This is a genomic window from Mycoplasma testudinis ATCC 43263 (genome assembly GCF_000687795.1).
Classification (GTDB): Bacteria; Bacillota_I; Bacilli_A; order Mycoplasmatales; family Mycoplasmoidaceae; genus Mycoplasmoides; species Mycoplasmoides testudinis.
Window position 1 is genome coordinate 63,162 of record NZ_JHXT01000001.1, and the last position, 24,826, is coordinate 87,987.

Genomic DNA, 24,826 nt, shown 5'->3' on the forward strand with positions numbered 1-24,826 from the left:
ATGTTGAAATTTAATTAAAGCTTATTTTTTAGTAAGCATCGCTTTCATTGCAGCGATTTGTTCATTTAATTGGGCAATTTGCTGCTTTTTAGCTTCACTTGCAGCTGATGTTGGTTTAGTTACAGGAGCATTAGTTTTTGAAAGTTTGTCGCGGGTGTTTGCAAATTGTAATCGCAAAGCTTGTTCTTTTTGTTTGTCAAGTTCGGCTTGAACTGCTTTTTGTTTGTTAGCATTATCAATCAAAGCTTGACGTTCACGAGCGTAGCGGGCACGTTCTTCGGCTAAAATTTGTTTAGTTTTGTTCATTAGTTCAATTTGTTGTTTTGTTGGAACTGTTTCATCAGGAGTTTTTTCTTTAGTTTCATTTTTAACAATTGCTGAACTTAGTTCTTCAGATAATGCCTTTAATTTTTGTTCCATTTGCTTTTTTTCTTCATGAAACTTTTCAATTTCTGAAGTAAAGTTATGTTTCAATTCGGTTACTAATACGTGACGTTCATTTTCAAATTTTGAACGTTGTTCTTCGATTAAAGCTCGTGCTTGATTTAATAATTCAGAACTGCGTTTTTCAGCATCTAGTAATTCGGCCTGCTTGCGTTGTAAATCATTGATCAATTGTTGTTGCGGTTCTCGATCATTGCGCAAAATTGCAATTTCTTCTTGCATCGCTTGTAATCGGGTAGTAGTTACTTTTGCCAAACGTTTAATCATTTCGTTTACAGCAACATCATCTTTCCGTTTCTCTTCAGAATAAGGAGTTAAGCCTCTTGCGTTTTCTTCGTGTGGTTCAAAACGATCATGATCATGATAATCGTGATGGTGATGTTGGTGTTCATCATGATGTTCGTGATCGTGATGATGCTTATCGTGTTCAGCTAAACGACGTTCTTTTTCTTCTTTGCGGAATTTTTTGATTGCTTCTAATTTTTTAAGCAAATCATTGCGTTCCTTATTAATTTCACGAAGTTCTCATTGGTGGTTGTGTTGTAACATTTGAATTTGTTGTTGGGAAATCATTTGTTGCATAGCCACTAATGGATTGCTCAAAATAGCATTTGCATTGGGTTGGTAAGCATTGTATGGAATAACCGTTTGGGGAACCGCACCTGCACATTGCATGCAGGGTGTAGCAAATTGGTTGTAAGGGTTATTATTAGAATTGTGAGAACACATATTTTCCTCCGGATGGTGATGGCTCATTGGTTTTGGCAGATCACTAGTGTTTTGTGTGCGAGCTGCCAAGTTTTGGTTTTCTTTTTGCAATTTGTCTTTTTCAAGTTGCAATTTTTCTAGGGCCTCTTGAGTTTTTTCGGCTTTTGTTTTAATTTCTAGGTGTTGTTGTTTTAGTTGATTTCCAATCTTATTCAAAGCTTTTTCGCGATAATCTAGATTTTCGTTAATTTGTGACAAGCGCTTCAATTCATTTTCTTTTTCGGATTTAAATTGATCTGTCTTATCAGCAATCTCTTTCTTTGTCATCTCCAATTTTGCTAATTCAATTTCACGTTCTTTAGCGATATTTTGTAATTCTTCTTTACGTTGATCTTGTTCTTTTTGGATTGCTTTCACTTTTGTATATAAAGTTTTTAAAGTTTCCCGTTTTGTTTCAAGTTCGTTATTAAATTTGTTCAATTCTTTTTTAGTTTCAAACTTGGCTTTTTCTAAATTTTGTTGATCTTCGTGGATGGATTTACGTAATCGATTATACTGATCATATTGTTTTTGTAACTTAAATCGATTAGCATTAATTGCTTCAGAGCGTTCTTTCAATTTAGCGGCGTTTGCTTTAAAATCAAGAATGCGCTTATTTAAAAGTGCTTCGGTTTTTTCAAGTTCTTTATAACGTTTATTAATTTTTTCTAAATCTTTATTTTTGGATTGATCAAATTCACTTTTTTGTTCGTTTAATGCAGCAAGTGAAGCTTCAATTTCCTTTAAAGTATTAGTTTGTTGGGTGCCAACTTTTTTAAGTCGCAATTCATCAATTTCAATTTGTTGACGACGTAATTGTAATTGACCCTCTAGGGCACGTAATTTACTTAAAACTAATGAACGATTATATTCCACTTCAGCGATTCTTTTTTCAATTAATGATCGTTTTTCGTTTAATTCATTTAATTCTTTGTTGAATTTATCTTTGTCGGCTGAAGTTAATTTACGTAACGATTGCAATTGCTTAAACTGAACTTCTAATTTGTAAGCTTGTTTATCTAATTCAGTTTGACGATCCTCAAGGTTTTTTTGTTCAGATCTAATTTGAGCAATTTCATTAGCTTTTTGATCATCAAATTCAGCACGTTCTGCTTCCAAATGTTTTAAAGACAATTCTATTTCTTTATCTTTTTCTTCTTGGAGGCGTGCTTTTTGCAGGATTTGTTGTTGTTTGGAATTAATTAAATCATTACGTTTTAATAGTTCGGATTGTAACAACTGAATGCGTCGCAACAAATTAGTTCTTTGATTTTCTAATTCAAATTCTTTTTTCTTTAATTGTTTTTGCTTTAAGGATAAAACTTGGGCTTCTTTTTTAACTGTTTGGCGTTGGGTTAAAGTGTCGGTTGAAGCAGCATCTAATTCACTAAATTTACGTTCTAGTTCATCACGTAATAAATTATTTTCAATTGTGAATTTTTCTAATTCATTATAACGTTGTTGAATTTGGTTTAATTCGTTTTTTCTAGATTCATCAAAACGTTCGCGATCTTTATTTAATTCAACTACTGCTTGTTTCAATTCAGCAGCATGTTCGGCTTGTTGTTTTGCTGTTTCTCGATTTTTTTGGACTTGATTCAATAAGATGTTTTCTTTTGAACGCAGTTTGTTTTCATAAGCTCGAACTTGTTGCACTAAATTAGCTCGGGCATCATCTACTTTTTCTTGTTCTTTAATTAGTTCGTCTTGACGAATTTTCAGACTTTGTAAGCGAGAATCTATTTCGCTTTGAGATATTTTTTGCTGACTAGAGATTTCTTTAAAACGTTTAAATTCGGCGGCTAATTTTGTCGCATTTATGTTTAATTCATTTTCACGTTGATTAAGTTTAATATGAACCGAATTAATTTTATTAATTGCATCTTGTTTTTGATCTTCAAAAGCTCCGCGTTCTTTTTCTAGCTTCTTAACAGCAGCATCAAGTTCCTCTCGTTGAGCCTTATAAGCTTTTTGCTGTTCTTGTGAATACTCTTCTAAATCTTTCCGGCGTTGTGATAGATCTTCTTCGTATCCATTTAATCTTTCCAAAGATTCTTCACGGAAGTTTTCAAGTTGTAATTTGTAATCTTCAAGTCGACGCTTTTCACTATTAACTTCATCTAATTGACGTTGTAAATCACGTTTTTCATTAGCTGAAGCTTGTGTTGATAAATCTGCTTCCGCTTTTTGTTTCTGCAATTTTGCCAATTGTTGTTTTAATGATTGTTCACGAGCGTTAAGTTGTTGAGTAATTTTAGTAACTTCTCAAACACTTTGTTGTTTTTTAAAATTAAATTCAGTCTTAGATTGCAACAAAGCATCTCGTTCAGCATCAAGTTGTGCTTGGGTTTTAGCTGAAGCTTCTTCGTTAATCGCACGTAAGGAATCAATTTCATTTTTTTGGTTTGCTAAGTCTTGTTCGTAAGCTTTTAAATCAGCCATCATAACTTCAGATTTAGCATCAAGTTCTTTACGTTCTTTTTCAAGATTTAGTTTTGTTTGTTGGACTTGATCTAATCCAATTCGTAAACGACGTTGTAAAGCAAAAGAGTCCTCTTTGGAAGCTTGTGCATGAACTAACTCAGCATTCAATTTTAAAATTTTGTCTTGTGCTGCTGCTTCTTTAACGCTCAAACGTTCATAAGCATCTTTTAATTCTTTATCACGAATTGCCAAATTGGAACGTTCCCGTTCCATATTATTTTCAAAATCAACTTGTTGTTTTTTTAAATTACGTTCAAATTCGTTAAGCTGTGCATCGCGTTGATCTTGGCGTTCTCTTTCAACTACATACAAGCGTTCAAGCTCTGCTCTTTCACTAGCAATTTCAGACTGAATTTTAGCTATTTCTTGTTCGTTAACCTTTTCTCTTTCGGTTAATTGTTGTTTTTGATAATCAATTGAACGCTTCATGTATTGTAATTGGTTCAAATGACTATTAACTTCAGCCCGTTTTTCTTCGCTTCATTGTTTTTCAGCCTTGGCTTGGGTTAAACGTTCATTAGCTTCGAATAGGATTTTATCAACTTCTTTTCTTTTCGCATTTAATAATTCTTCTGTATCGGCAATTTTTTCTTGTGCCAGTTTACGTTCTTGCGATAAAGCGTCACTTTTGTTTTCTAATGATTCACGAAGCATTTCGACTTCGGAAATTCGTTTACGATAATCACTTTCAAGTTCACGGCGTTCGTTTTCTAAAGACTCTTTTTGAGCTTCCATTTTATCTTGAAGTTCACTCAATTGTCGTGATGTATTTTCACGCATGAAATTTAAACTATTAGATTCATTTTGTAAACGCATTTTTTCTTCACGTAAACTATCTAGCAACTGTTCGTTTTGTTCGCGTAATTTTAATGCTTCATTTTTATTAATGTCGGCTTCTTCGCGATCTTCAGCAACTCGTTGAATTTCGCGTTGTAATTTAGACATTCGAGTTTCAATTTCTAGATTACGAGCGCTAATATAAGCGTCGGCTTCTGTCCGAATTTTGTTCCGTTCTGATTCTTCAGAATCAAAAATTTCGCGGGCTTTTTCAATCTGCGTATTAATTTTTAGAAGTTCAAGCTTAAAGCTTTCGTATTTTTCTTTTTGTTCTTTTTGAATGGCTTTTAAATTGGCTTCGCGTGTATTTAAAATATTTTGTAAATCTGCCAATCGTTTTAAGCCTTGTTCACGCTCGAATTCAAACATTTTTTTACGATTTTCAAGATTTGAACGATCCTCTTGCAAGATGCGAATTTCATCTTGTAATTTTGCACGTTCTTCTTGCAACATATTATTGTCATAATCATAACGTTGCAAATCTTGATTTAAGTTATAAATTGCGTCATCAATTTTTTCTTGCTTATTGGCGATTTCGGCGTTAATGGTCGTTACTTCAAGTTTGGCATTAGCTGCTTGTTCTTCAAACAAACGACGTTCTTCTTCTAGTTTGGCTCGAACTTTTTCTAATTCAGAAAATTCTAAATTAAGGTGTCGTTCGTATTCATTTTTTTCTCTTAAAAAATCATTTCTTTCTGCATCTAATTTTTCATTTAATTCTTGAACGTAATCGATGCTTTCAGATTTATATCTTTCAATTTGATCTCATTCAGCATTCAATCGCTCTAATTCATCATTTAATTGTAATCTTTGTGCTTCAAGATGAAGCCCTTTCCCTCCGCGGTTAGCGTCGGATTCAAGACGTTTCAAACGTTCGTTAATTTCATCTCGACGCGAATCTATTTGGGTTTTAGTGCTTGATAACAATTCTTGACCTTGAGGATATGTCCGATTAGGTTTATAACCATCTTCACTACTAAAAATCTCCCTAGTTGAATCATACGCTTTGGCATTTTGATTCAGACGATTAAAACCCGATTGAATTTGTGCGTACAGTTGTGCATTTTCACTAGCTAAAGTATCATTAATTTGTTGTAACCGTTGATTATTAAATACCTGATTATTCAAATCTTCTAATGTAGCTTCAACTTTATTTTTAGTTGAAGCTAATTCAGCACTAGCTTCAACTTGTTTTTGAATATAACCATCGTCAAACCCAATATCATAAACAGCTTGAGTGTTTTTGATTTTTGGTGTTTGAAGGTTAGGGGTTGAAGCAAAATTTCCTACAGGAGCGTAGGAATCGGGATGGGGAATTGATTTAGTTTTATTGTCGTTCATTTTAATTTATCCTAAGGTAGAAAACTAATATTGCTCAGCATTAACGCCGCGACGGCGAAATGAAGGCTGAATTTCATCTAATACTTCATGATGCGATGTTGATTGGGGTTGGTGAAAATATGCAGGAGCGGCTGGCATTCGCGGTTCTGCTTCATAAATTGCATGCGGTACAACTCCTGCGACTGGTTGACGCAGGCCATAGTTTGGGGTGTATTGAGAAGGTACCGCTTGGTTAAAATTTGATTTAAACATATTTGCTAACATAAGTTTCTCAAACAATGAAGGTTGATCAGCTGCAGGTGCAAACGGATTAGCAATTTGGGAATTCAAATTAGGTGCTGGTGGTAACAACGGATATTGTCCAGGAAGATTTTGATAAGGATTTGGATAGTATCCTAATTGATAAGGCGCACCAATCATTTGAGGATTAATCGGTTGTTGCATCCTAGGTTGTTGGTTGAAACCCAACGCTGCTTCCATTAACATTCGTTGTTGAAGCAGATATTGTTGCTGCTGTTGCAATTGTTGTTGTAACAAATAAGCGTTTGAAGTTTCACTCGTTTGGTTACTATCATTTAAACCTTTCAAACGTCGCGCTGTCTCTTCGGCTAATCGATTCTCATCAATGGGTTTTGTATTGTAACCCATTTGTGCAATTGATTCCATACGACTCAATGCCTCATTTAAACGATTTTCTAAATTTACAACTTTTGGAGTTGCTAAAAGATTATTTTTGTTAATCATGTCTGCAACAGTCTCAAGTTTTCGATCAATCAATTCATCACTTCTAGAAGGAATTTCGCTAATTTGCTTAGTCAACTCGTTCATTTTTCGTTCTAATTCTTCATGGTGAAATTCCGAATTAGGATAATTCTTAGATAATGAATTAATTTTTGAAGATAAAGAGTCCAACTTTCGTTCAAGTTCTTGTTGCTGTTTTTTAGTTGGTTCATCAATTGAAGCAATTTTCATTGCTAATGTATCAAGTTTATGTTCTAAAGCGGATTTTTCATCTGAATTAGACAAGGTATGAATTTGTTCAGCTAATTCTTCTAACCGTTCAGATGCTTGAGTTGGTAGTTTTTGAACAATTCGTGTTAAATCATCTAGTCTTTCATGAACGTCGCGACTTGAAGCAGTAGCATAATCACTTGAGTTTTTAGAAATGTTTTGCATATTGTTTAAAACAGTTTCCAATTGTGCTTCAATCCGGCGGTTGGATTCTTGCAAAACTTTGTTGGCTTCTTTTAAGTCATGTTGCGATTTTTCTAAGTTTAAAATCTTCATGTTATTAGCATCAAATTGAGGTGCTAAAGCATGTTCGATTTCGGTAAAAGGAATATCAATAACATGTTCTTGAGCTTTGGGGTCAACAATTTGAATCGGTTCAATGATTGTTGTAGGCACCTCTTCTTGGATTACATCTTGTTTAGATGGTTGAGCACCAACGTTTGGTTGATTGTTTTTTTCAACTGCAACTGGTTCAGTTGGAACATATGCGTCTAAATTTTCAACTGAAGAACCTTGCTGCGTATCTGCATAGTTTTGCGGATATTGAGGATTGGCAAACTGACTTTGGTTAGAATTATCCGGATTGTTTAATTGAGCTTTTTGATATTCTTGAAATTCCCGTTGTAAATCTGCAAGTTGATTTGGGTCAGGACGATATTGACTCAATTCATACGGATCATATTCCGAATTTCCGATTGGGTTACCATACTCATCATATTGTTGATTAAATTGAGCTGCATCATCAGGTTGCTGATATTGCTGAACATTTTGATCGCTATTTGAATCATTTGGCGCGCCATATTGATCGTATTGGTACTGCCCATTAACGTCTTGTGGAGCAAATCCTTGATCGTTTTGGTTTTGACTATAAAACTGATCGTTTTGATCTTGCTGATCATAACCATTTGGATTATCATAATTTTGCGATTCAGGATTATAAAATTGTCCATTCAAACCATCAGGACCATATCCAGCTGCATTGGGGTCTTGACTGTATTGATTTGGTTGTTGACCATATCCAACTGCGTCAGGATCTTGATTGTACTGATCAGGTTGCTGCCCATATGCTACATTAGGGTTTTGGTTGTACTGATCAGGTTGTTGACCTGCAAATTGTGCATTAGGATCTTGTTGATTGTCAAATTGGTTTTGCACCGGTTGGTCAGAATAACCAAAATTATCCATCGGTTGGTTTACATATTGGTTAGCAGAATCTGAACCATATGCTTGGTTGCTTTGCATATCCAAAGGCATCCCAGTCTCTGGATTGATTACAGGTGGATATTGAGAATTAGCATCTTGCGGCTGATTTTCATAATTTTGTGGTGATCCATATCCAGCTTGATAATTTGGCTGATTTTGATCAAAATTGTCGTTTACGTTCATGAAGTTTTTACCTTTTAAAATCTTGATAATTAGTCAGATTTATTCATCCCAAAGAAATTCAAATTCTAAAACATTATTTTTTTGTCGTTGAAAATTGGGCTATTATGTAATTAATTATACAAAGAATTTAGAGTAATTAATAAAATAATATAGTATAAAAGATTAAATCTAACGTTGATTCAAAGCTTCGAGGTAACATTTATTGAATTTTTAAAACAAAAAAGCCGAAAATTTTATGACAAAATGATTCGGAACGCCATCAAAAGGCTTGGACCATATCCAATTCGAAAATTAGTAATTAATTCTGTTAAATCTAATATTTTAGTCGGAAAAATCAAATCTGAAAAAATGCTCTTAGAGTACTGTGGTTTAGATAACGAAACCCAAACTGACAAATGCTTTTTAATGCTTTCAAGCAAATTCACCGGAACTTTTCTGTTCAAAAAAACGTATCTTGCAGTATATTGCAATGTTAAATGAGATATTATTCAAATGGTTAAATTAGAACCTAATAAAATAGTTTCACCAATTCCAAATAGTGAATATGTTTTCATTATGTCGCCTAATTTAGCAAACTATCTTAATCTAAAAGATGGAGATCAAATTCGTATCGCACACTAAAGTGCTTTAATTACATTGTGACAACGTTTACAAATTTTGTCATTTGCAAATTCGCTATCAGAATAATGAGTTCAACAACGATCGCAGCGCTTAAATTCGGATTTTGTAACCAAAATATCATTTTGGTTAGATAATTCAACTTCAGCAACATTTAATCATGTTTTCAATCGTCTAAATAAAAACGGCTTTAGCGTTTCATATTTTTTAGATAAAACAACTTTTGCTTCATTATTTTTTTGGAATATTTTTTGATTTCGGGCCAGTTCAGTTTTTGCAAAAACTTCGTCTTTTAAAGCACTAAAATCTTTTCATAATTGATCTAAATTGACTGAACTAAGCATCTTAATTTTACTTGGATAATCGCACAAAAGAACACTTTCAAGTTTCTTTGGGGCTTGATAAAAACTATATGCTTCTTCACATGTGTGCGGTAAAATAGGTGCTAAACGAATCAAAAAATGCTCAAATATGTAATTTAACGTAGCTTGAATTGCTTTTCTTGAAACGTTATCTTTTGGATTACAATATAAACTATCTTTTATGAGTTCAAAATATCAAGTTGACAATTCAATAACTTGTTTATTCATTAAACGAACAACATTCAAAAAATCGTATTTTTCAAATGCTTCATCTATTTTGTCCAAAGTTACATTCACTCGATGAATAACTAAATGATCTGCTAATGATAATTCGTATTCATTAATCGGTTTAAAATCAAAATCATTTAAATTCGACAAAATGAAGCGGAACAATGTATTACGGATTTTGCGGTATGTTTCTACTACTTGACTCAAAATATTTTTACCAATCCGGTGATCGTCATTATAGTAAATAGAACATACTCAGAGTCGTAAAACATCCGCCCCGTACTCTTGACAAATTGCTAATGGATCAATTACGTTACCAACGGATTTAGACATTTTTAAACCCTTTTCGTCAAGGGTAAATCCGTGAGAAACTAGTTGTTTATATGGCGCAACATTATTGACAATAACACTACAAATTAATGAGGAATTAAACCAACCACGATATTGGTCGTTACCCTCCAAGTACATATGCGCTCGATGGCCTAAACCATTGCGTTCAAGAACGTTTCAAGAAGATCCCGAATCAAACCAAACGTCCATAATATCTTGTTCTTTAGTATATTTTTTGTTCTGATCATATTTTTTTGTTAAGAAAAAACTAGCAGGTTTATCAAATCAGGCATTAATCCCGTGTTTGCTTAATAAATTAATAATATTCTGAATTAACTGTGAATCCATAATTGGATCGTTATTTTCATCATAAATAATTGGAATTGGAATCCCTCAAACGCGTTGTCGAGAAATGCATCATTCTGGACGAGAAGTAACCATGTCCGCAATACGCTTTCTATAGATTTCACTTTGGAATTCAACATTTTTTAAAGCTTCACGAATGTCTTTATGGATTTTTTCTAAATTTACAAACCACTGCTTTGTAGCCCGATACATGACGGGTTTTTTAGTTCGTCAATCATGAGCTTCTGTATGTTCAATAAATTTCAAAGAGTGTAAGTGGCCCAACTTTTCTAAACGCATTCCGATGTCTTTATTAGCATCTAGATAAAATTTTCCAGCTAATTCAGAATCATTTAGAGACGTATCAAAACATCCTGCATCATCAATTGGTACTAGAAGTTCTTTTATTCCATATTTTTTACATACTAAAAAGTCATCCATCCCAAATCCTGGAGCTGTATGCACCAATCCTGAACCATCATCATTAGTAACATGATTCCCTAATAATACTGGGCAAATTCTTTGAGGATACAAGGGGTGTTGGTATTTTAAATTTTCAAGTTCAGGACCACTTATTGTTTTAATAACTTTATATTCAACTCAACCAATAATCCCCGCAACTTTTTCTAATAATGATTGTTCAACAACAAACTTCTGATTAGCCACATCAACTAAAACATAAGTAAAATTAGGGTTAACACAAATTGCTTGGTTAGATGGGATGGTTCAAGGAGTCGTTGTTCAAATTAAAAGTTTAGTCCCTTTTGAAATCGTCGCATGATTTTCACTAACAACATCAAAACTCACAAAAACACTCGGAGCTTTTATGTTGCGATATTCTACCTCGGCATCAGCTAATGCACTTTTGGAAGATGATGATCAATAGATTGGTTTTAAATCTTGGAAAATTAAACCTTTAGATACCATCTTTTTAAAGACGTTCAATTGTCGCGCTTCAAATTCTGGTTCAAAAGTGTAATAGCATTTTGAAAAATCAGTTGCTAGACCTAATTTTGAAAATTGATTTTTTTGGATTGCAATTTGTTCTTTTGCAAATTGTAAACATAAATCACGCTTTTGTTGAACACTAAGAGAATTATAGTTTTCAGTTTTTACAGAGATGGCGTGTTCAATTGGCAAACCATGTGTATCTCATCCGGGAATATATTCAGAATAAAATCCTTGGCTTAATCAAAAGCGAACAATAATATCTTTTAAAATCTTATTCACTGAGTGACCAACATGAATGTTTCCATTAGCATACGGTGGTCCGTCGTGAAGAATTTTTTTAGGTTTAGATTTGTTTTTTTCTAACCGTTTTTGATAAACTTTTTTTTCTAATCATTGCGCTTGGATTAAAGGTTCTTTTTGGGCTAAGTTTGCTTTCATGTCAAACTCAGTTTTAGGTGTAATCAAGGTTTGTTTAAAGTCCATATTTATTACCTATAATTCTTTCGAAATTTTCAAAGTTGCTTTAAACTTTTTACAAATTTCTTTGATTATCTCATCTGTCAGATAATCTGGTGTAGATGCACCGGCTGTAATTCCAACACGTTGCTTATTTTTAAACCATTCTGGATTAATGTCTGCCACATGAGATAATAGGTATGATTCTACATTTTTTTCTTTGGCAATACTTACTAATTTTTGAGAATTATTAGACCTTTTATCACCTACTACGATAACTAAATCCAATCCTTCACTAATGTTTTTGTCCAAATGATACATCAACGCTTCTTGTCGTTCGTTCGTTGCATTGCAAATATCGTTTTTGCATTCAATATTTTTAAAACGCTTTCGAAGTGATTTAATAATTCCATAAAACTCGTAAATGGAAATGGTTGTTTGATTAGTCATAAATATTTTTTCATCCTTAATATCTAACTTCGCGACATCTTCTGGTGTTTCTAAAAGTTTAATTTTTGGGTTTAACGAAAGAGCCGCTGCTGTTTCGGGATGATTTCTTACGCCAATATATAAAACTTGGTGACCTGTTGCTAACTTTTCATTAATGATGTCATGTGTATTAGTTACATAAACACAAGTAGCATCAATTGCTCGCAACCCTCTTTTGGTAGCATATTCAATAATTTTCGGGTCTGTTCCATGAGCTGAAAAAATAACAATTGGCTCACCAGATGGATCAATTTTTGAAACAAGTTTCTTGCGATCTTCTTTGCGATCATCTAAGACGATAATTCCTAATTGAGTCATTTCTTTGACTACATATTCATTATGAACCAGTCACCCAATCATATAAATTTTCTTGTTGGGATTATTAGCTACTACATTTTTAGTTATTGCGAAGGCGTTAATAACACCACTGCAAAAACCCTGGGGATTGATTTTAATTAATTCCATTTGTAATTTATTGTTTTAGTAAAGACATCCATTATTATAATTATTTTCTATGGAAAATAACTTTACTCACACACAAACACCAAAACCTAAAAAATTAAACATCGTTTTATATCAACCAGAAATCCCTTACAACACTGGAAATATCGCCCGGAGTTGCGTTGCTTTTAATGCTCGATTACATTTAATTCGACCTTATGGTTTTTTTCTCAATGATAAGCGAATGGTCCGCGCTGCAGTTGATTATTGACAACAAGCGGAATTACAAGAACACGACAACTTTGATGCATTTTTAAAAATCGTTAATCAAAACGACCAAATATTTTTTTTAACTAAATCAGGAAAACACAACCCGCATCAAATTGATTTTCAAATCAAAAATGATCACGAAATTTATTTAGTTTTTGGACAAGAAACGAAAGGCTTACCCGCTAATATTCTTGAGAAATATAATGACAAAACTTTAAGAATACCTGTGGCCAAGGAATTACGCAGCTTAAATTTAAGCAATAGTGTTGTACTTTTAATGTACGAAGTTTGGCGACAAAACAATTTCAAGGATTTAGTTTTATAATGCGTTTAAGAAGTGATCCACAGGCATTACAAAAGTGCCAAAAAAGCCATTATTTTCATGAATTTGATAATGATGCAAAAGCAGATTTAAAAAAATGATTTGCGAATTCTAATAAAACATACTATTTAGAGATTGGTAGTGGAAAAGGAAACTTTATTTGAAATCAAGCTCGAACTAATCCTGACATTAATTTTATCGGTCTTGAAAAGTTTCCTACAGTTATCAAAAAAGCCTTAATAAAATATGAAAAGAGTGATTTTGAACTAAATAATTTAGCTCTTGCATGAGGCGACGCTAACAAGCTATTAGATTATTTTGCAGTTCATAGTTTTGAAAAACTATACTTAAATTTTAGTGACCCGTGGCCTAAAAAACGTCACGCTGCAAGAAGATTAATCCACCTAAATTTTTTAACTATTTATGAAAACTTATTAAAAACAGGTGCCACAGTTGAATTTAAAACTGATAACGATGATTTATTTTCCTTTTGTTTAGAAGAATTAGAAAGAAAACAAAACGTCCAAGTTATTGCAAAAACTACAGATTTACATGCTCTTAATAAGAACGATCTTTTACTCGCGAATAATGTTATTACCGAATATGAAAATAACTTCATCAAAAAACAAAAAAATATCAATAAAATAATTTTTAGATTTAAGTAATTTTTTATTGCTCTAACGTTATTGCTAATAAATAGGGATTATTGTCTTTTATTTCTTTTAATAAATTTTTGTCCAGATCTAAGTTTGCAGCGGTCGGAATGGCATCGTTTCAAGGACCAAGATTTTTTAGCAATTTTACGCGATTAACAATGATTGGGTTGTCGGGGAAAGCTAAATCTCAAATCTTCAGTTTTAATTTAAGCAGATGAACTAATTTTACGTCTAGATTTTTGTTAATTGACAAAAAGGCATCTAGTTTTTTGACTGAAGGTGGTGTTAATTCAGTAGTTTGCATTTCTTTTAAAAGTGAATTTAAAGCCATCAAGTCGTTACGATTTTCAAGTAAACTATTTAATTCATTTTCTGACAAACTAAAAGCCTGTGGATTTTTTTTAAAATACTTATGTGTATTTCCGATAACCGTATTTCAAAAAAGCCGAACTTTTTCAACTGAATATTTGTTTGAAATCCAACAATTATAAAAAATATCGAAAGCGTTAATTTCGGCGCAAGTATTTAAAATAAATTTTCTTTGATAACGTTTCATAAAAAAGATTTGAATAATAATAATTTTAATTGGGTTTAGTACCAAATAATAAGTTTTTTTCCGGTAATTGCCTTTAATTCAAAATGATGAATAAACCAAAAAATAAACTGGATCAAGCACATAATAAATGTCGGCAAACGCATAATAAATTGAAAACTAAATATTCCTAAATTTAAGGTATTTCCTGAAGCATTAAACTGAGCAATTTCAATTGCTCATGCACAAGATCACAAAGCACTATAAATTAACACAACAATCATATACGAAAAAGGAATGTATGGTAAATTGCGTTTTTTAATTCCAGAAATAACTTGGGGAAAATAAGAAATTAAAAACAAAACAGCTCCAACTACATTTGCGATTAATCCCAAGATATTCAAAGCATCTACATTAGCCGAATTTGGAATCGCTAAAATAATTTTTCCTGGTGTATCGCCAAATATTTTCCCACCAATTAACCCCATAAAAAGGGTATTAATAAAAACCAAAAATCCAATCATTGAATATGATATGACCTTTTGGGTTTTATTAAGACGAGTTGATTTACTATAAAAAACAATCATCACCATTTGTCCGCCAAAAACAATGGTTGCTAAAAAATCAGCTATGACAACTTCGATATTAGTAACTAACAGTCCAAACAAAGAATAAACCGCTAGTGAAGTAATAAAAATTCAAAATGAAGATAATGAAATCGCTGATGAATCTTTAGAACGACGCAAATGAATAATTTCGGGAACTCCGATAATAATAATGAACACAACCCCAATTGAAGAAACAACAGTATACGCAGAAGACAAGCGAAAAATATATGCAGAATCCATAATTCACATTTTGGCGTCAAAACGCCCAATTTTCCTTTTGACCCAAAAGAGGTTTAAATTGCTAGGATATTATATCACTTTAGACATATTTAAAATTAGCGAATAAAACAAAAGTTATTCATTAATTTTAATAATATGAGTACGACTAATCGGAGTTTCTAATTAAATAATTATTCTTCAATTTTGGTTCGTGAAAGTAAAGCAATTGCACCAGCAAAAGCAAGAATAGGAATAATAATTCCAAAACCTAATAAATTAGTGTATATTCCAGCACATTTGTCAAATGACTTAAGTTGTGCTGATTGAACTGTAGCTACTATTTTAATAATGAAATTAAAAATTGATCACAAGACAGACAAAGCAACAAACACAACGCCAATAACAAGGAATAACGGAATACCTATTGGCCCAAACGTAACCGTTTGAGTGGGAAATGTTCCAGTCACAAATTTAAAGAATTGTGAAATCCCGATGACAGCTAAAATGATGCCTACAACGGAAATAACAAAACTAAAAATCATAAAACCAATTAATCATCCAGCGCTTGTTCTTGCGTGGCGAACTTTTCTATCTAGTGCTGCTTGATCTGAAATTTCTTCTGAATATTTATTTGGTTTTAAATTTCTTTCAGGCAAATCTTCTGGACTATTAGGAGTTTTAGCATAAGCAGGCTCATTTGAAGAATGTGATCGATTAGGATAATCGCGCTGTATTGGTGGATTAGTAAATCTTTCCCGATCATAATTTGGTTGTTCACGATATTCTGGTTCTGCTTGAGGTCGCTTTTCCAATGGCTCACGATTTTTATAATTATTTTCGGGGTAACGATTAAACGGAGGACGAACTTGTCTGTTTTGGTTATTTTGGTTTTCGTTCATACTTTATTCCTTGTTTTGATATGGTTACATTTTACTATTTTAAATTATGAAGATGATTTTAGATTCGCTTTGATAATTTTTTTATCGTGCAGATAACGGAAAAAATACAGAATGTAACCAACTCCAATAAAGACAACGTAGACAACAATAATAACAGTGTTTTTACTAGTTCAAGGATTACCCGTAATTGGTGGAAACAAAAAAACAGTAAAGCTGCAAGCATAAGCAAGATAGCTAAAAAATATCCAACTTTTTCAACTCACGGAATTTTGGAAATCAATTTCTTTCGTTCAAGAATAATGGCGCTAAGCATTGTAAATGTATATTGCCAAAAAAAGCAGATTACACCAATTTGGATAACTACGCCAAAAAAATCTTCCAAATGTAATAAAAACGGAATAAGTCAGAAAATAAGAAGGGCAATAATGGTTAATAAAGTTGAAAATCAAATCCCATTGCGAAGTTCGCCAGATTTATTTGTTTTAGTAAATAATTTCGGCAAATAGCCATCCTCAGCTAATGGTAGGATTTTTCTTGCCACAACAATACTCCTACCAATTGTGGACGAAATTCCGTTAAAAATTAATCCAATCACAAAAATAATAACACCTGTTAAACCAGTTAAAATTTGATAAACTTCACTAAAATTATGAATTTTTGGTCCGATATTTAATCCCATAATCACAATATAGCCAAAAAAATATAAAACCAAAATAAAGCTAAAAGCAAACATCAAGATCTTACGAAAATTATTAGTTTTAACATCAGCCACCATCGTGGCCGTATCGTCAATTCCACCAAATGCAAACATAAACGTAATTACGTTACTGAAAATGGTTAAAACACTTACTTGGGTAGTATTATTAAAATTAATATGATAGGCTATGTGGCCTTGAGAAATAGCTAAAATTAGACCCATTAATAATCCTAAAAATAAAATAATCCATTTAATAATTCCACTAAATAAAATTACTTTCTTGTTAAGTTTTAAGCCTTGGGTAGAAATCAAAACAAGTAAAATAAAAAATAAAATTGAGCCAATCCGAATTCCTAAAACGGCTTGGGAATTTGTGACAACAACAGCTAAAGCATCAGCCAAAAATAAAGGTGCTGTTGCTGTCAAAATCGGAGTTCGAATCAATTGGTTTCAGCCAACAAAAAAAGTTAATTTTCGGCCGTAGGACTTTCGCGCATATGCATAAGAACCTCCATAACTTTTTGAAAAAGCATTAGTCAAACGCGAAAATGTTAATGCCACCATTAAAGTAATAAAAGCTGTAATTAAAATAACAAGTAAACCATAAGGGCCAAGATTAACTACACTTGAAATTGTGGTAATAAAACCAAGACCTGCGACATAATTAATGACAAATGAAGTAAATTGTCGTGAAGACAATTTGTTTTGTAAAAGTTGTTTCATAAGATGAAATGTATAAAAAATATTCCCGATTTAAAAATAAAAAACAGCCACTAAAGGCAACTATTTACGGGATGTACAGGCTGCAGAAAATAAAATATAACGGTAAATTCGAAAAAAGTTATTCATAGTATTCGATAACTATTATAGCGCTCAAACAAAAAAAGAGTTTAATAATGAAATTATTTTTTTAAAAACCCTAATTTTTAAAAATAAAGAGAGAAAAAGACCACGTTTTGCAACGTGGTCTTAGAAAAAAATAAGCGTTTAGATTAAAGTCCGTAACTTCTTAAAGCGTAGTATAAAACTTCATTAAAAGTTGGGTGAGTAAACGGAATTTTAACAATTTGATCTGCAGTTAAATCATTAGCCATGGCTTGAGCAATTTGGTTAATAATATAAGAACCATCGTTAAGATAAATTCATGCACCTAAAATCTTATTTGAATTATTATCTACTAAAATTTTAAAAACACCTTCTTGAATATCGATTTCGGCATGTGCTCTTGGTAATTTAGCAGCAGGCAAAATAATTTTTTTGTAATTTGCTTTGCGAGCAATTAATTTTTCTTCAGATTCTCCAACAAAAGCAAAATCCTTTGGACCATAGATACATGCTGGAGTTACCCCGTAGTTAATTGCTTGTTCTTTCCCATGTAAGATGTGACTTGCAATCATATCTGCAGTTTTATAAGCCACACTTGATAATTGAATAGTTCCTAACGTATCACCTAAAACATAAATGTTTGGTTCGCTAGTTTGCAAATTATTATTTACTTTAAGATTATTGCGTTCGTTCCGGTCAAGTCATGTAATGTGACTGTAAGGTTTATCAACGACAACACGGCCAATTGATTCAAAATATAAATCAGATGTGAAAGTTTGGGGTTTGCCATCAATTACACAAACAAGGTTTCCTGCATCATCAAATTCTCGAACATCAACCCCAGTATGAATTTTAATTCCCTTATTTTCTAAACTAGAACGTAATTGGGCTGCAACTTCATGATCGAAGTTACCAAAGAAAGCTGATTGCATTTCAACAAGTGTAACTTCAATCCCTAAAGAACGGTAAATGTTAGCAAATTCAACACCAATAATTCCGCTCCCAATGAAAGTAATTGATTTAGGAAGCTTTTCCAAACGTAAGCCACCAGTTGAAGTAATTAAGCGATTTTTTTGGCGCATCACATCAGCGTTTTTGATTTTCAATAACCGGCTAGTTGCGCCAGTAGCAATAACAATTTTATCGCCTTCATAGGTTTTATCTTCAACACTAACTGTGTTCTTAGTTTCTAATTTAGCTTCGCCGTGAACAATAGTAATGTTTTTTATGGCGGTTAATTGACCTTCAATCGCGCCATTTAAAGTTTTGCTAACACCCAAAACATTTTGGTGAATCTTATCTCAGTCATAAGAAACTTCGCCAATTTTTAAAGAGTAGCGGTCAGCACTCTTTAATTGTGATAATAATCGGGCGTGTTTAACTAACATCTTAGTTGGAATACACCCCCGGTTAACGCATGAACCGCCAAATCGTTCTTTTTCAATTAATAACACAGTTTTATTGTTAGCACCAAGCTGTAAAGCTAGCGTGTAGCCTCCTGGTCCAGCCCCCATTATAATTACGTCGTATTTCATTTATAAGCTCCTGCTTTTTCGAATAGTATTTTAAAACGCTATAATTCTATTTTTTAATCGCTAAATTAAAACAAATATGCTCAATTATTATTTTTTGGTTCAATATTTTTGAAAAAAAACGATAAGTCTTTTATAATATATAGGCGCGTATACGCGAATATGGCGGTTATGGTGAAGCGGTCTAACACACCTGACTGTGACTCAGGCACGCGAGGGTTCAAATCCCTTTAATCGCCCCATTTTTAAAATATCCCCCCATTGTTCTCCTAAAGTGTGAAAATGGGGGTTTTACTTGGCAAATTTAAATAATAAATTTAAACTGAAAATAAATGTCGCTTTTCATTAATAATAGAAGTTAACTGAAACGTTAATTTATTCTAAACGAATATAAACTGATAAAATTGATTAAACATTTTAAAGTTTTTCATCATACATAAGGAAATAAAATGGCCACAAGATTTGAAAAAATAGTTCACATCGTTGAAAAAATAAAAGGATGAGCTGATAATGAGTTTGAACCTCTTGATCGCTCGATGATTGCAAGTACATTACAAATTGTTTTGGATGACTTAGAACTTCTTAAAAAAGAAAAAGATTTATAAAGAAAAAAGACGCGATTTTGTTCACGTCTTTTTTTCTTGACAACCAGATTTTTTATTATGCGGCGGCGGGAACTGCGGCGAAGGGATTACCAGCAGTAACGGTTTTAATGGTTGCTGAGGCAAATAGACCGTCTAGTTCAGTTTCCATTCCTGCAAAATTAGCAAGTTTTCAAGAACCATTTATACCATTATGTCCAGGATATCCTTGATTGGAATTTGAAGGGCCGTGTCCACCAAGCATTAAAGTTGATCCGTTAGGATTAAATTCTGGGATTTGCGTGCTAGCATTAATGATGGTAGGATTAAAGGAAACTCTGTAAACGTTACGTGAGGGACCATTTGCAAAATTATTGTCGTTATTTTGGAATAACCCCCGCAATTGGGTTTTAAATTCAGCTGTTTTACCATGAGCAACAATTGCTTGTAAGTATCAAGTAACTAATTGCACAGTATTTAATTCCGGGAAATTAATTTGTCATGTGCGAATTCCTGCTTGATCAATTCCTTGGGCTCCATTAGGTGTGATTAATGCAAAATTATTTTTATCATAAACGACATTAGTCATCGTGAAATTAACCCCTGCATAAGACGAATCTGCAAGCCCAGTTGTAGCATTTATTGGTGTACCTTGATCGTTAACAATTCGCAAATTAAATGTTATGCTGTTAGTCGCATAATTTCTGACAATATTCGAAATATTTAATTTGTATCCACCATCAATCACTTGACCGTAAGCTTGTGTTAAAGCAGTTGGTGAGTATTTGTTCAACGCATCAATCACTGGTGAACTTGGAGTTGCACCAGTAACATTTGGTGCTGCATTCGCTGCTTGTAATGCGGCAACAATCGTTTGCATAGATTCAGACGTTTTGTTAGCAAATGATTTAGCAAAAGAATTAATTGCACCATAATAAGAAATTGATGCAACAGAAAGTGTATTGTATCCAGTAATTTCAAATGTTTTACCATCTGCAGAATTAACATCTGAAGCAGTTGTTCCGTTAGTATTATAGAAAGTTGTTACACCATTCGTAGTTGTCGTTAAAACCAATTTAACTTTCAGATTTCCACGATCATTATCTGGCGTTAGAACAGATTGAATTCCAAAATTAGCTGGTAGTTGCGGCAATTTAGTAGAAATTAATGCGTTGATATTATCTAAAGTTGATGAAGTTGTTAATGAAGACTGAACTGGTACTTTTTGGGTTTCATCTGAACCAGAAACAAGTGGGTAAGTTGTACCAACTTGAGCATAATAATTTTGGCTTAATTGTTGATTAACAATAGATGAGCCATCAGCTCCTGCGGTTTGGTAAGGGTTATTTGCACTTAAAGAACGGAATGTAGAAAGCGATAAAAGATTATTTAGTTCGGTTCTAATTCCTTCAATGCCGTTGAATTTTGAAGCATCAGTCATACCATTACTGCCAGCAGCAGGACTACCTTCAGATCCAGCAGGTCCATGTCCTCCTGCAACTAATGTTGAACCATCTTGACTATAACTAAATTGTGACTGTGTCGCAGTATTATAGTCTGAAGTTGTAGTCAACGGGTTGAACGTAACAATATAACCATTTGGATGTGCTGTAAGCTCATTAGTGGCGTTCATTTGATCAACAATCTGATCAATAAATTGTTGAGTATAGCCATAATGCACAATTGCTTGTAAATACCATTGGGCTTGAATTGGTGTACTAACTCCAGGAATGTTGATTCTCCAGCGGTACCAATTACCAGGATCACCAACTTGAGAACCAGTAATCGAAATAGAATTTTGAAAAGTAAACACAGAACCAGATTTAGCACCTGTAAGTGTTAAATTTAATCCTGTATCTGTTGTGTGACCAGCAACCGAAACACCAACCGGATTGTTTTTTGCATCGACAATTGACAATTTAAATCCTAGCGAACCGTCATCATTTGGTGTGATATTGGAAAGCACTGGTTTGAATCCAGTATTAGCAAGTTGTAAAGGAAAGTTCGGAATTTGTGACGAAGCAAACTGATTGATAGCATTTGCTGCATCTGAAGAAGCACTCGAAGCAATAATATTCATATTAGCTCCAACTTCTTGGCTGGTAATGTTTTTTCCATTATCATTAATTACCATTGTATTGTTAGCAAAAACTTGCGCTACAGCAGTATATCATTGTGTTGCTAAGTTATCAACACTTCTGAATCCGGTAATGCTTATTGTTTTTCCGGAGTTATCTGATGTACCGATTTCACCGTCCGTTTTAAATGGTGAATTGGCACCACCAGATTCTTGAAGGATAATTTTAATTTGCAATATTCCAGAATCATCATTAGCGGGTAAAACCGATACTTTAACATTAACTATACCAACTAATTCAGCAGGTAAATTAGGAATTTTTGTTTCGTTAGTTAAAAAACCATTTAATTGAGCAACAGAAGAAATTGATGAAAAACGGGGATTTGATGGAAATAATGCTTGATCAACTGAATTAGCTAATGCAACATTATCATGAATACTTTTGTAATAAGATTGAATGAGTTGGCTTGTTGTTTGGGCTGGTGTATTGTCGTTTTGCGTAGTATTTTGCCCTTTTTCAGGAATCAAAATTGAATTTTCATCAAAACGAGCGTCTAAAACCATGACAACAGGAACAAATAATCCAACAGACCCTAATACGGTTCAAGTGATGGCTCATGTTTTAAGGTTAAAATGGCGTTTTTTCATATTTATAACTTTCTAAGTAGATTTAATAAAAAGATCAACCAAAATCAGGTTTAATAAATAAAGTGTATTCCTTATATTGTCTACAATTATAAATAAAATACCCAAAATCTACCAGATTCTGGTTATCCGAAATCGTATTGAGTTTATATTGTTGTAGTGGATCGAACCTAGTTTTGTTATAAAATTCAAACAAAAAAAGACAGGAAATTTCATTATGAGTAAAGTTTATGTTGTCGATGCCAAAACAAAAGCAAGTGATACTTATCGCGTCCAAATTGGGGCTGGAACCTATTCTGGATTTTTAAAAGACAAAAAAGGAATTCCCTTAAAATTGAAGGATCAAAACCCAGAACAGTTATTAGCTGCTGGATTCGCATTATGTTTTGGTAAATCTTTGTCCAAAATCTTTGAAAAAATAAAAATCAAACTTCCGGCTGTTAAAATTAGGGCTGTCGTGGAATTACATTTTTCAAAAAAATCAGGTTTTAAATTACAAACCGGATTAGATGTTGTATTTTCTAAAAAGATAACTCAAGAGCAAGCAGAAATATATGTAAAAAAAGCAGAAGATTATTGTCCATATGCTCAATTTTTAAAAGCTAGCCACTTCGCTTTTTTAAAAGTAAATGGAAAAAAACTTAAATAATTCATTTTTACAAATTAAAATTTTTAAAAATCTAAAGATAACTAAACAGCTGTACACAGCAGCGTTTTTTAGGAGATTGTTATGAAATTATATTTAGCCGGTAGTTTGTTTAATGAGGCTGAAATTGCTCAACGTTTATTAGATGCTAAAAAAATAAGGGCTACATTTAATAATCTGGAAGTTTTTAATCCTATTGAACAGCCTTTTAATGAAGATAAGTCGACATTGCCATCACCTCAAAAAATCTATGAAGGCGATACTGCAGCCGTTCTAGACTCAGACATTTTTATAGCGGACATGACAAATGATGATCCAGGAGTTTTGGTTGAACTAGGGATCGCTATAATGTCTCCTAAAAAACCAATTATTATCTGCATCAATTCTGATATTCGCTTGAAAGATGCTAATCGTTACAATATCCCTTCTTACAGTATGAACCATTATGTTCTTGGGGGAATCTTAAAACATGGCCACTTGGTTTTTAGCATTGATGAAGCTATTGACAAATTAAAAGAATTATTAAAATAAATTAACGCAGTTTAATGCCATTGGCCTTTCTAATTATTTTTTAAAAACAGTTCAACATTTTTAATAACATTTTTAAATTGACTAATATTGTCCAATTTGAACCCGGAAGCCAATGCATGGCCTCCTCCATTAAATTTTTGAGCAATTTTATTAATTTCATAATGGCGGCTTCGTAGTGAACCTTTCCATTTGTTAGTTGTTACATCATAGTATAAACTACACCAAATTTTAATTTCGTGTAAGCCCATCATCGTCCCGACTACAGTGGCAAATTCACAATCTTGATATTTTTCAGAAATTTTTTTATCAAGAACAATATATCCAAAACCCGCTGGAGTATATTTCATTTTAGAAAAAGCAAAAGTTTCAAATTGTTTTTGACGTAATTTTTTTAAATAAATGTTATCTAAAACATGCTGGACGTCAAATTTAGTTTCTAATAATTTTGCCGTTAATAAGTGAGTTCTTGGGCTAGTGTTTGAATATAAAAAACGTCCGGTATCAGTCAATATCCCAGCATATATGTACTGTGCTATTTCCTTATTAAAATCGTAACTCAATTGATCTATTAAAACGCCTACCATCTCAGCAGCTGCAGGATAAGTATGATCAATTCATTCTAAATTACCTATTGTTTCAATTTTGGGATGGTGGTCTATTCGAATTAATTCCTTAGCTTCATTATGTCTTCCTGTTAAAATTCTGGCTTGGTTGGCAGTATCAACAATAATTCCTAAAGATTGACTCAAAAAACTTTTCGAAACCGGTTTGGTTTCAAACGGAAACAGTCCTGAACCATATTTATTTTTTAATTCAAAAGTGCCCATTACATAAGATTTAATTTTAGGGAAATATGTATGCAAAAATGCTTTTAAACCGTATGCGGAACCAAAAGCATCGAAATCCGGGCTTTCATGAATAAAAAAAGTAATTTTGTCGTATTTTTTGATTTTGTTTAAAATCTTTTCAAAAACTGGTAATTTTTTTTGCATCGTTAATTCCTAGACTTAGTTAAGTAAATTAGTTTTAGAATAAAAACTTGAAAAAAAATATTTTTTCAATATTTGTTTTCAAGGCTTAACAGCCAAACCAAATAAAATCACAAAAATGAATCACTCTTTCTATTAATTTTTTATTAATCTAAAAGTAGATTGGATTCGTATTTAAAAAATTAAAAAAGCTCATTAACTGAATTTCAGTTTATAAATAATATAAATAAAAACAAGAAGCCAAAATGAATCATTTTAAAGTACGATAAACGTTTATACGAACTTGATTAGTGTTAAAATGACTCTGTATTTATTAGTTTTTGTACG

The 24,826-nt window shown here is 32.6% G+C and carries 17 protein-coding genes and 1 tRNA gene; 7 read left to right on the plus strand and 11 right to left on the minus strand.

The window, feature by feature from the left end:
- Positions 1-21: 21 nt before the first annotated feature.
- Together T384_RS05945 and T384_RS0100265 are read right to left on the minus strand one after the other, a co-directional pair.
- Positions 22-5,853 carry a coiled-coil domain-containing protein gene (locus T384_RS05945; RefSeq protein ID WP_036498586.1) on the minus strand — a complete coding sequence of 1,944 codons (5,832 nt, stop codon included), beginning with the start codon at positions 5,851-5,853 and terminating at the stop codon, positions 22-24.
- Positions 5,854-5,877: 24 nt separating this feature from the next.
- On the minus strand, positions 5,878-8,250 hold the full coding sequence (locus tag T384_RS0100265) for a hypothetical protein (RefSeq protein ID WP_027119353.1): 2,373 nt from the start codon (positions 8,248-8,250) through the stop codon (positions 5,878-5,880).
- A 243-nt stretch (positions 8,251-8,493) separates the two neighbouring features.
- On the opposite strand from T384_RS0100265, the gene T384_RS0100270 reads away from it, so the two are divergent.
- Positions 8,494-8,871 carry a hypothetical protein gene (locus tag T384_RS0100270; protein WP_156933089.1) on the plus strand — a complete coding sequence of 126 codons (378 nt, stop codon included), beginning with the start codon at positions 8,494-8,496 and terminating at the stop codon, positions 8,869-8,871.
- Here the strand turns inward: T384_RS0100270 and ileS are convergent.
- Entirely contained in the window at positions 8,868-11,567 is a 2,700-nt protein-coding gene (gene ileS, locus T384_RS0100275; RefSeq protein ID WP_036498588.1) for an isoleucine--tRNA ligase, read from the minus strand. The genes T384_RS0100270 and ileS overlap by 4 nt on opposite strands.
- 9 nt (positions 11,568-11,576) lie before the next feature.
- Positions 11,577-12,494 (minus strand): 4-hydroxy-3-methylbut-2-enyl diphosphate reductase, encoded by a 918-nt coding sequence (gene ispH / locus T384_RS0100280; RefSeq protein WP_027119356.1) that lies wholly within the window; start codon positions 12,492-12,494, stop codon positions 11,577-11,579.
- A gap of 49 nt (positions 12,495-12,543) precedes the next feature.
- Between ispH and trmL the strand changes: the two genes are divergently transcribed.
- Both trmL and trmB read left to right on the plus strand, forming a co-directional pair.
- Positions 12,544-13,065, plus strand: coding sequence for a tRNA (uridine(34)/cytosine(34)/5-carboxymethylaminomethyluridine(34)-2'-O)-methyltransferase TrmL (trmL, locus tag T384_RS0100285; RefSeq protein ID WP_052663373.1), 522 nt, complete (start codon positions 12,544-12,546; stop codon positions 13,063-13,065).
- Positions 13,065-13,727, plus strand: a complete 663-nt coding sequence (trmB, locus tag T384_RS0100290; protein WP_027119358.1) for a tRNA (guanosine(46)-N7)-methyltransferase TrmB — start codon at positions 13,065-13,067, stop codon at positions 13,725-13,727. The genes trmL and trmB overlap by 1 nt, the downstream gene beginning before the upstream one ends.
- 4 nt (positions 13,728-13,731) lie before the next feature.
- On the opposite strand, the gene T384_RS0100295 is transcribed toward trmB, so the two are convergent.
- From T384_RS0100295 to T384_RS0100315, 5 genes are all read right to left on the minus strand, one after another.
- Complete coding sequence (locus T384_RS0100295; RefSeq protein ID WP_156933090.1) at positions 13,732-14,274, minus strand: hypothetical protein; 543 nt, start codon at positions 14,272-14,274, stop codon at positions 13,732-13,734.
- 35 nt (positions 14,275-14,309) lie between these two features.
- On the minus strand, positions 14,310-15,098 hold the full coding sequence (locus T384_RS0100300; RefSeq protein ID WP_027119360.1) for a hypothetical protein: 789 nt from the start codon (positions 15,096-15,098) through the stop codon (positions 14,310-14,312).
- Between the two features lie 170 nt (positions 15,099-15,268).
- Positions 15,269-15,976 carry an MFS transporter gene (locus T384_RS0100305; protein WP_027119361.1) on the minus strand — a complete coding sequence of 236 codons (708 nt, stop codon included), beginning with the start codon at positions 15,974-15,976 and terminating at the stop codon, positions 15,269-15,271.
- A gap of 58 nt (positions 15,977-16,034) precedes the next feature.
- On the minus strand, positions 16,035-17,396 hold the full coding sequence (locus T384_RS0100310; RefSeq protein ID WP_027119362.1) for an APC family permease: 1,362 nt from the start codon (positions 17,394-17,396) through the stop codon (positions 16,035-16,037).
- Between the two features lie 269 nt (positions 17,397-17,665).
- Positions 17,666-19,033, minus strand: a complete 1,368-nt coding sequence (locus tag T384_RS0100315) for a dihydrolipoyl dehydrogenase family protein (RefSeq protein ID WP_027119363.1) — start codon at positions 19,031-19,033, stop codon at positions 17,666-17,668.
- Positions 19,034-19,195: 162 nt separating this feature from the next.
- Here T384_RS0100315 and T384_RS0100320 point away from each other — a divergent pair.
- Together T384_RS0100320 and T384_RS07205 are read left to right on the plus strand one after the other, a co-directional pair.
- Positions 19,196-19,272: transfer RNA gene (locus T384_RS0100320), tRNA-His, on the plus strand.
- Positions 19,273-19,479: 207 nt separating this feature from the next.
- The gene (locus T384_RS07205) at positions 19,480-19,635 is read left to right on the plus strand and encodes a hypothetical protein (protein ID WP_156933091.1); all 156 of its coding nucleotides are present in this window, start codon (positions 19,480-19,482) and stop codon (positions 19,633-19,635) included.
- A gap of 55 nt (positions 19,636-19,690) precedes the next feature.
- Here the strand turns inward: T384_RS07205 and T384_RS0100330 are convergent, their stop codons facing one another.
- The gene (locus T384_RS0100330) at positions 19,691-22,336 is read right to left on the minus strand and encodes a hypothetical protein (protein WP_027119364.1); all 2,646 of its coding nucleotides are present in this window, start codon (positions 22,334-22,336) and stop codon (positions 19,691-19,693) included.
- Positions 22,337-22,550: 214 nt separating this feature from the next.
- Here T384_RS0100330 and T384_RS0100335 point away from each other — a divergent pair, with 214 nt between their 5' ends.
- Both T384_RS0100335 and T384_RS0100340 read left to right on the plus strand, forming a co-directional pair.
- The gene (locus T384_RS0100335; RefSeq protein ID WP_027119365.1) at positions 22,551-22,982 is read left to right on the plus strand and encodes an OsmC family protein; all 432 of its coding nucleotides are present in this window, start codon (positions 22,551-22,553) and stop codon (positions 22,980-22,982) included.
- 81 nt (positions 22,983-23,063) lie between these two features.
- Positions 23,064-23,510, plus strand: a complete 447-nt coding sequence (locus T384_RS0100340) for a nucleoside 2-deoxyribosyltransferase (RefSeq protein ID WP_027119366.1) — start codon at positions 23,064-23,066, stop codon at positions 23,508-23,510.
- 29 nt (positions 23,511-23,539) lie between these two features.
- On the opposite strand, the gene T384_RS0100345 is transcribed toward T384_RS0100340, so the two are convergent.
- On the minus strand, positions 23,540-24,502 hold the full coding sequence (locus T384_RS0100345; protein WP_027119367.1) for a DHH family phosphoesterase: 963 nt from the start codon (positions 24,500-24,502) through the stop codon (positions 23,540-23,542).
- Positions 24,503-24,826: the final 324 nt, after the last annotated feature.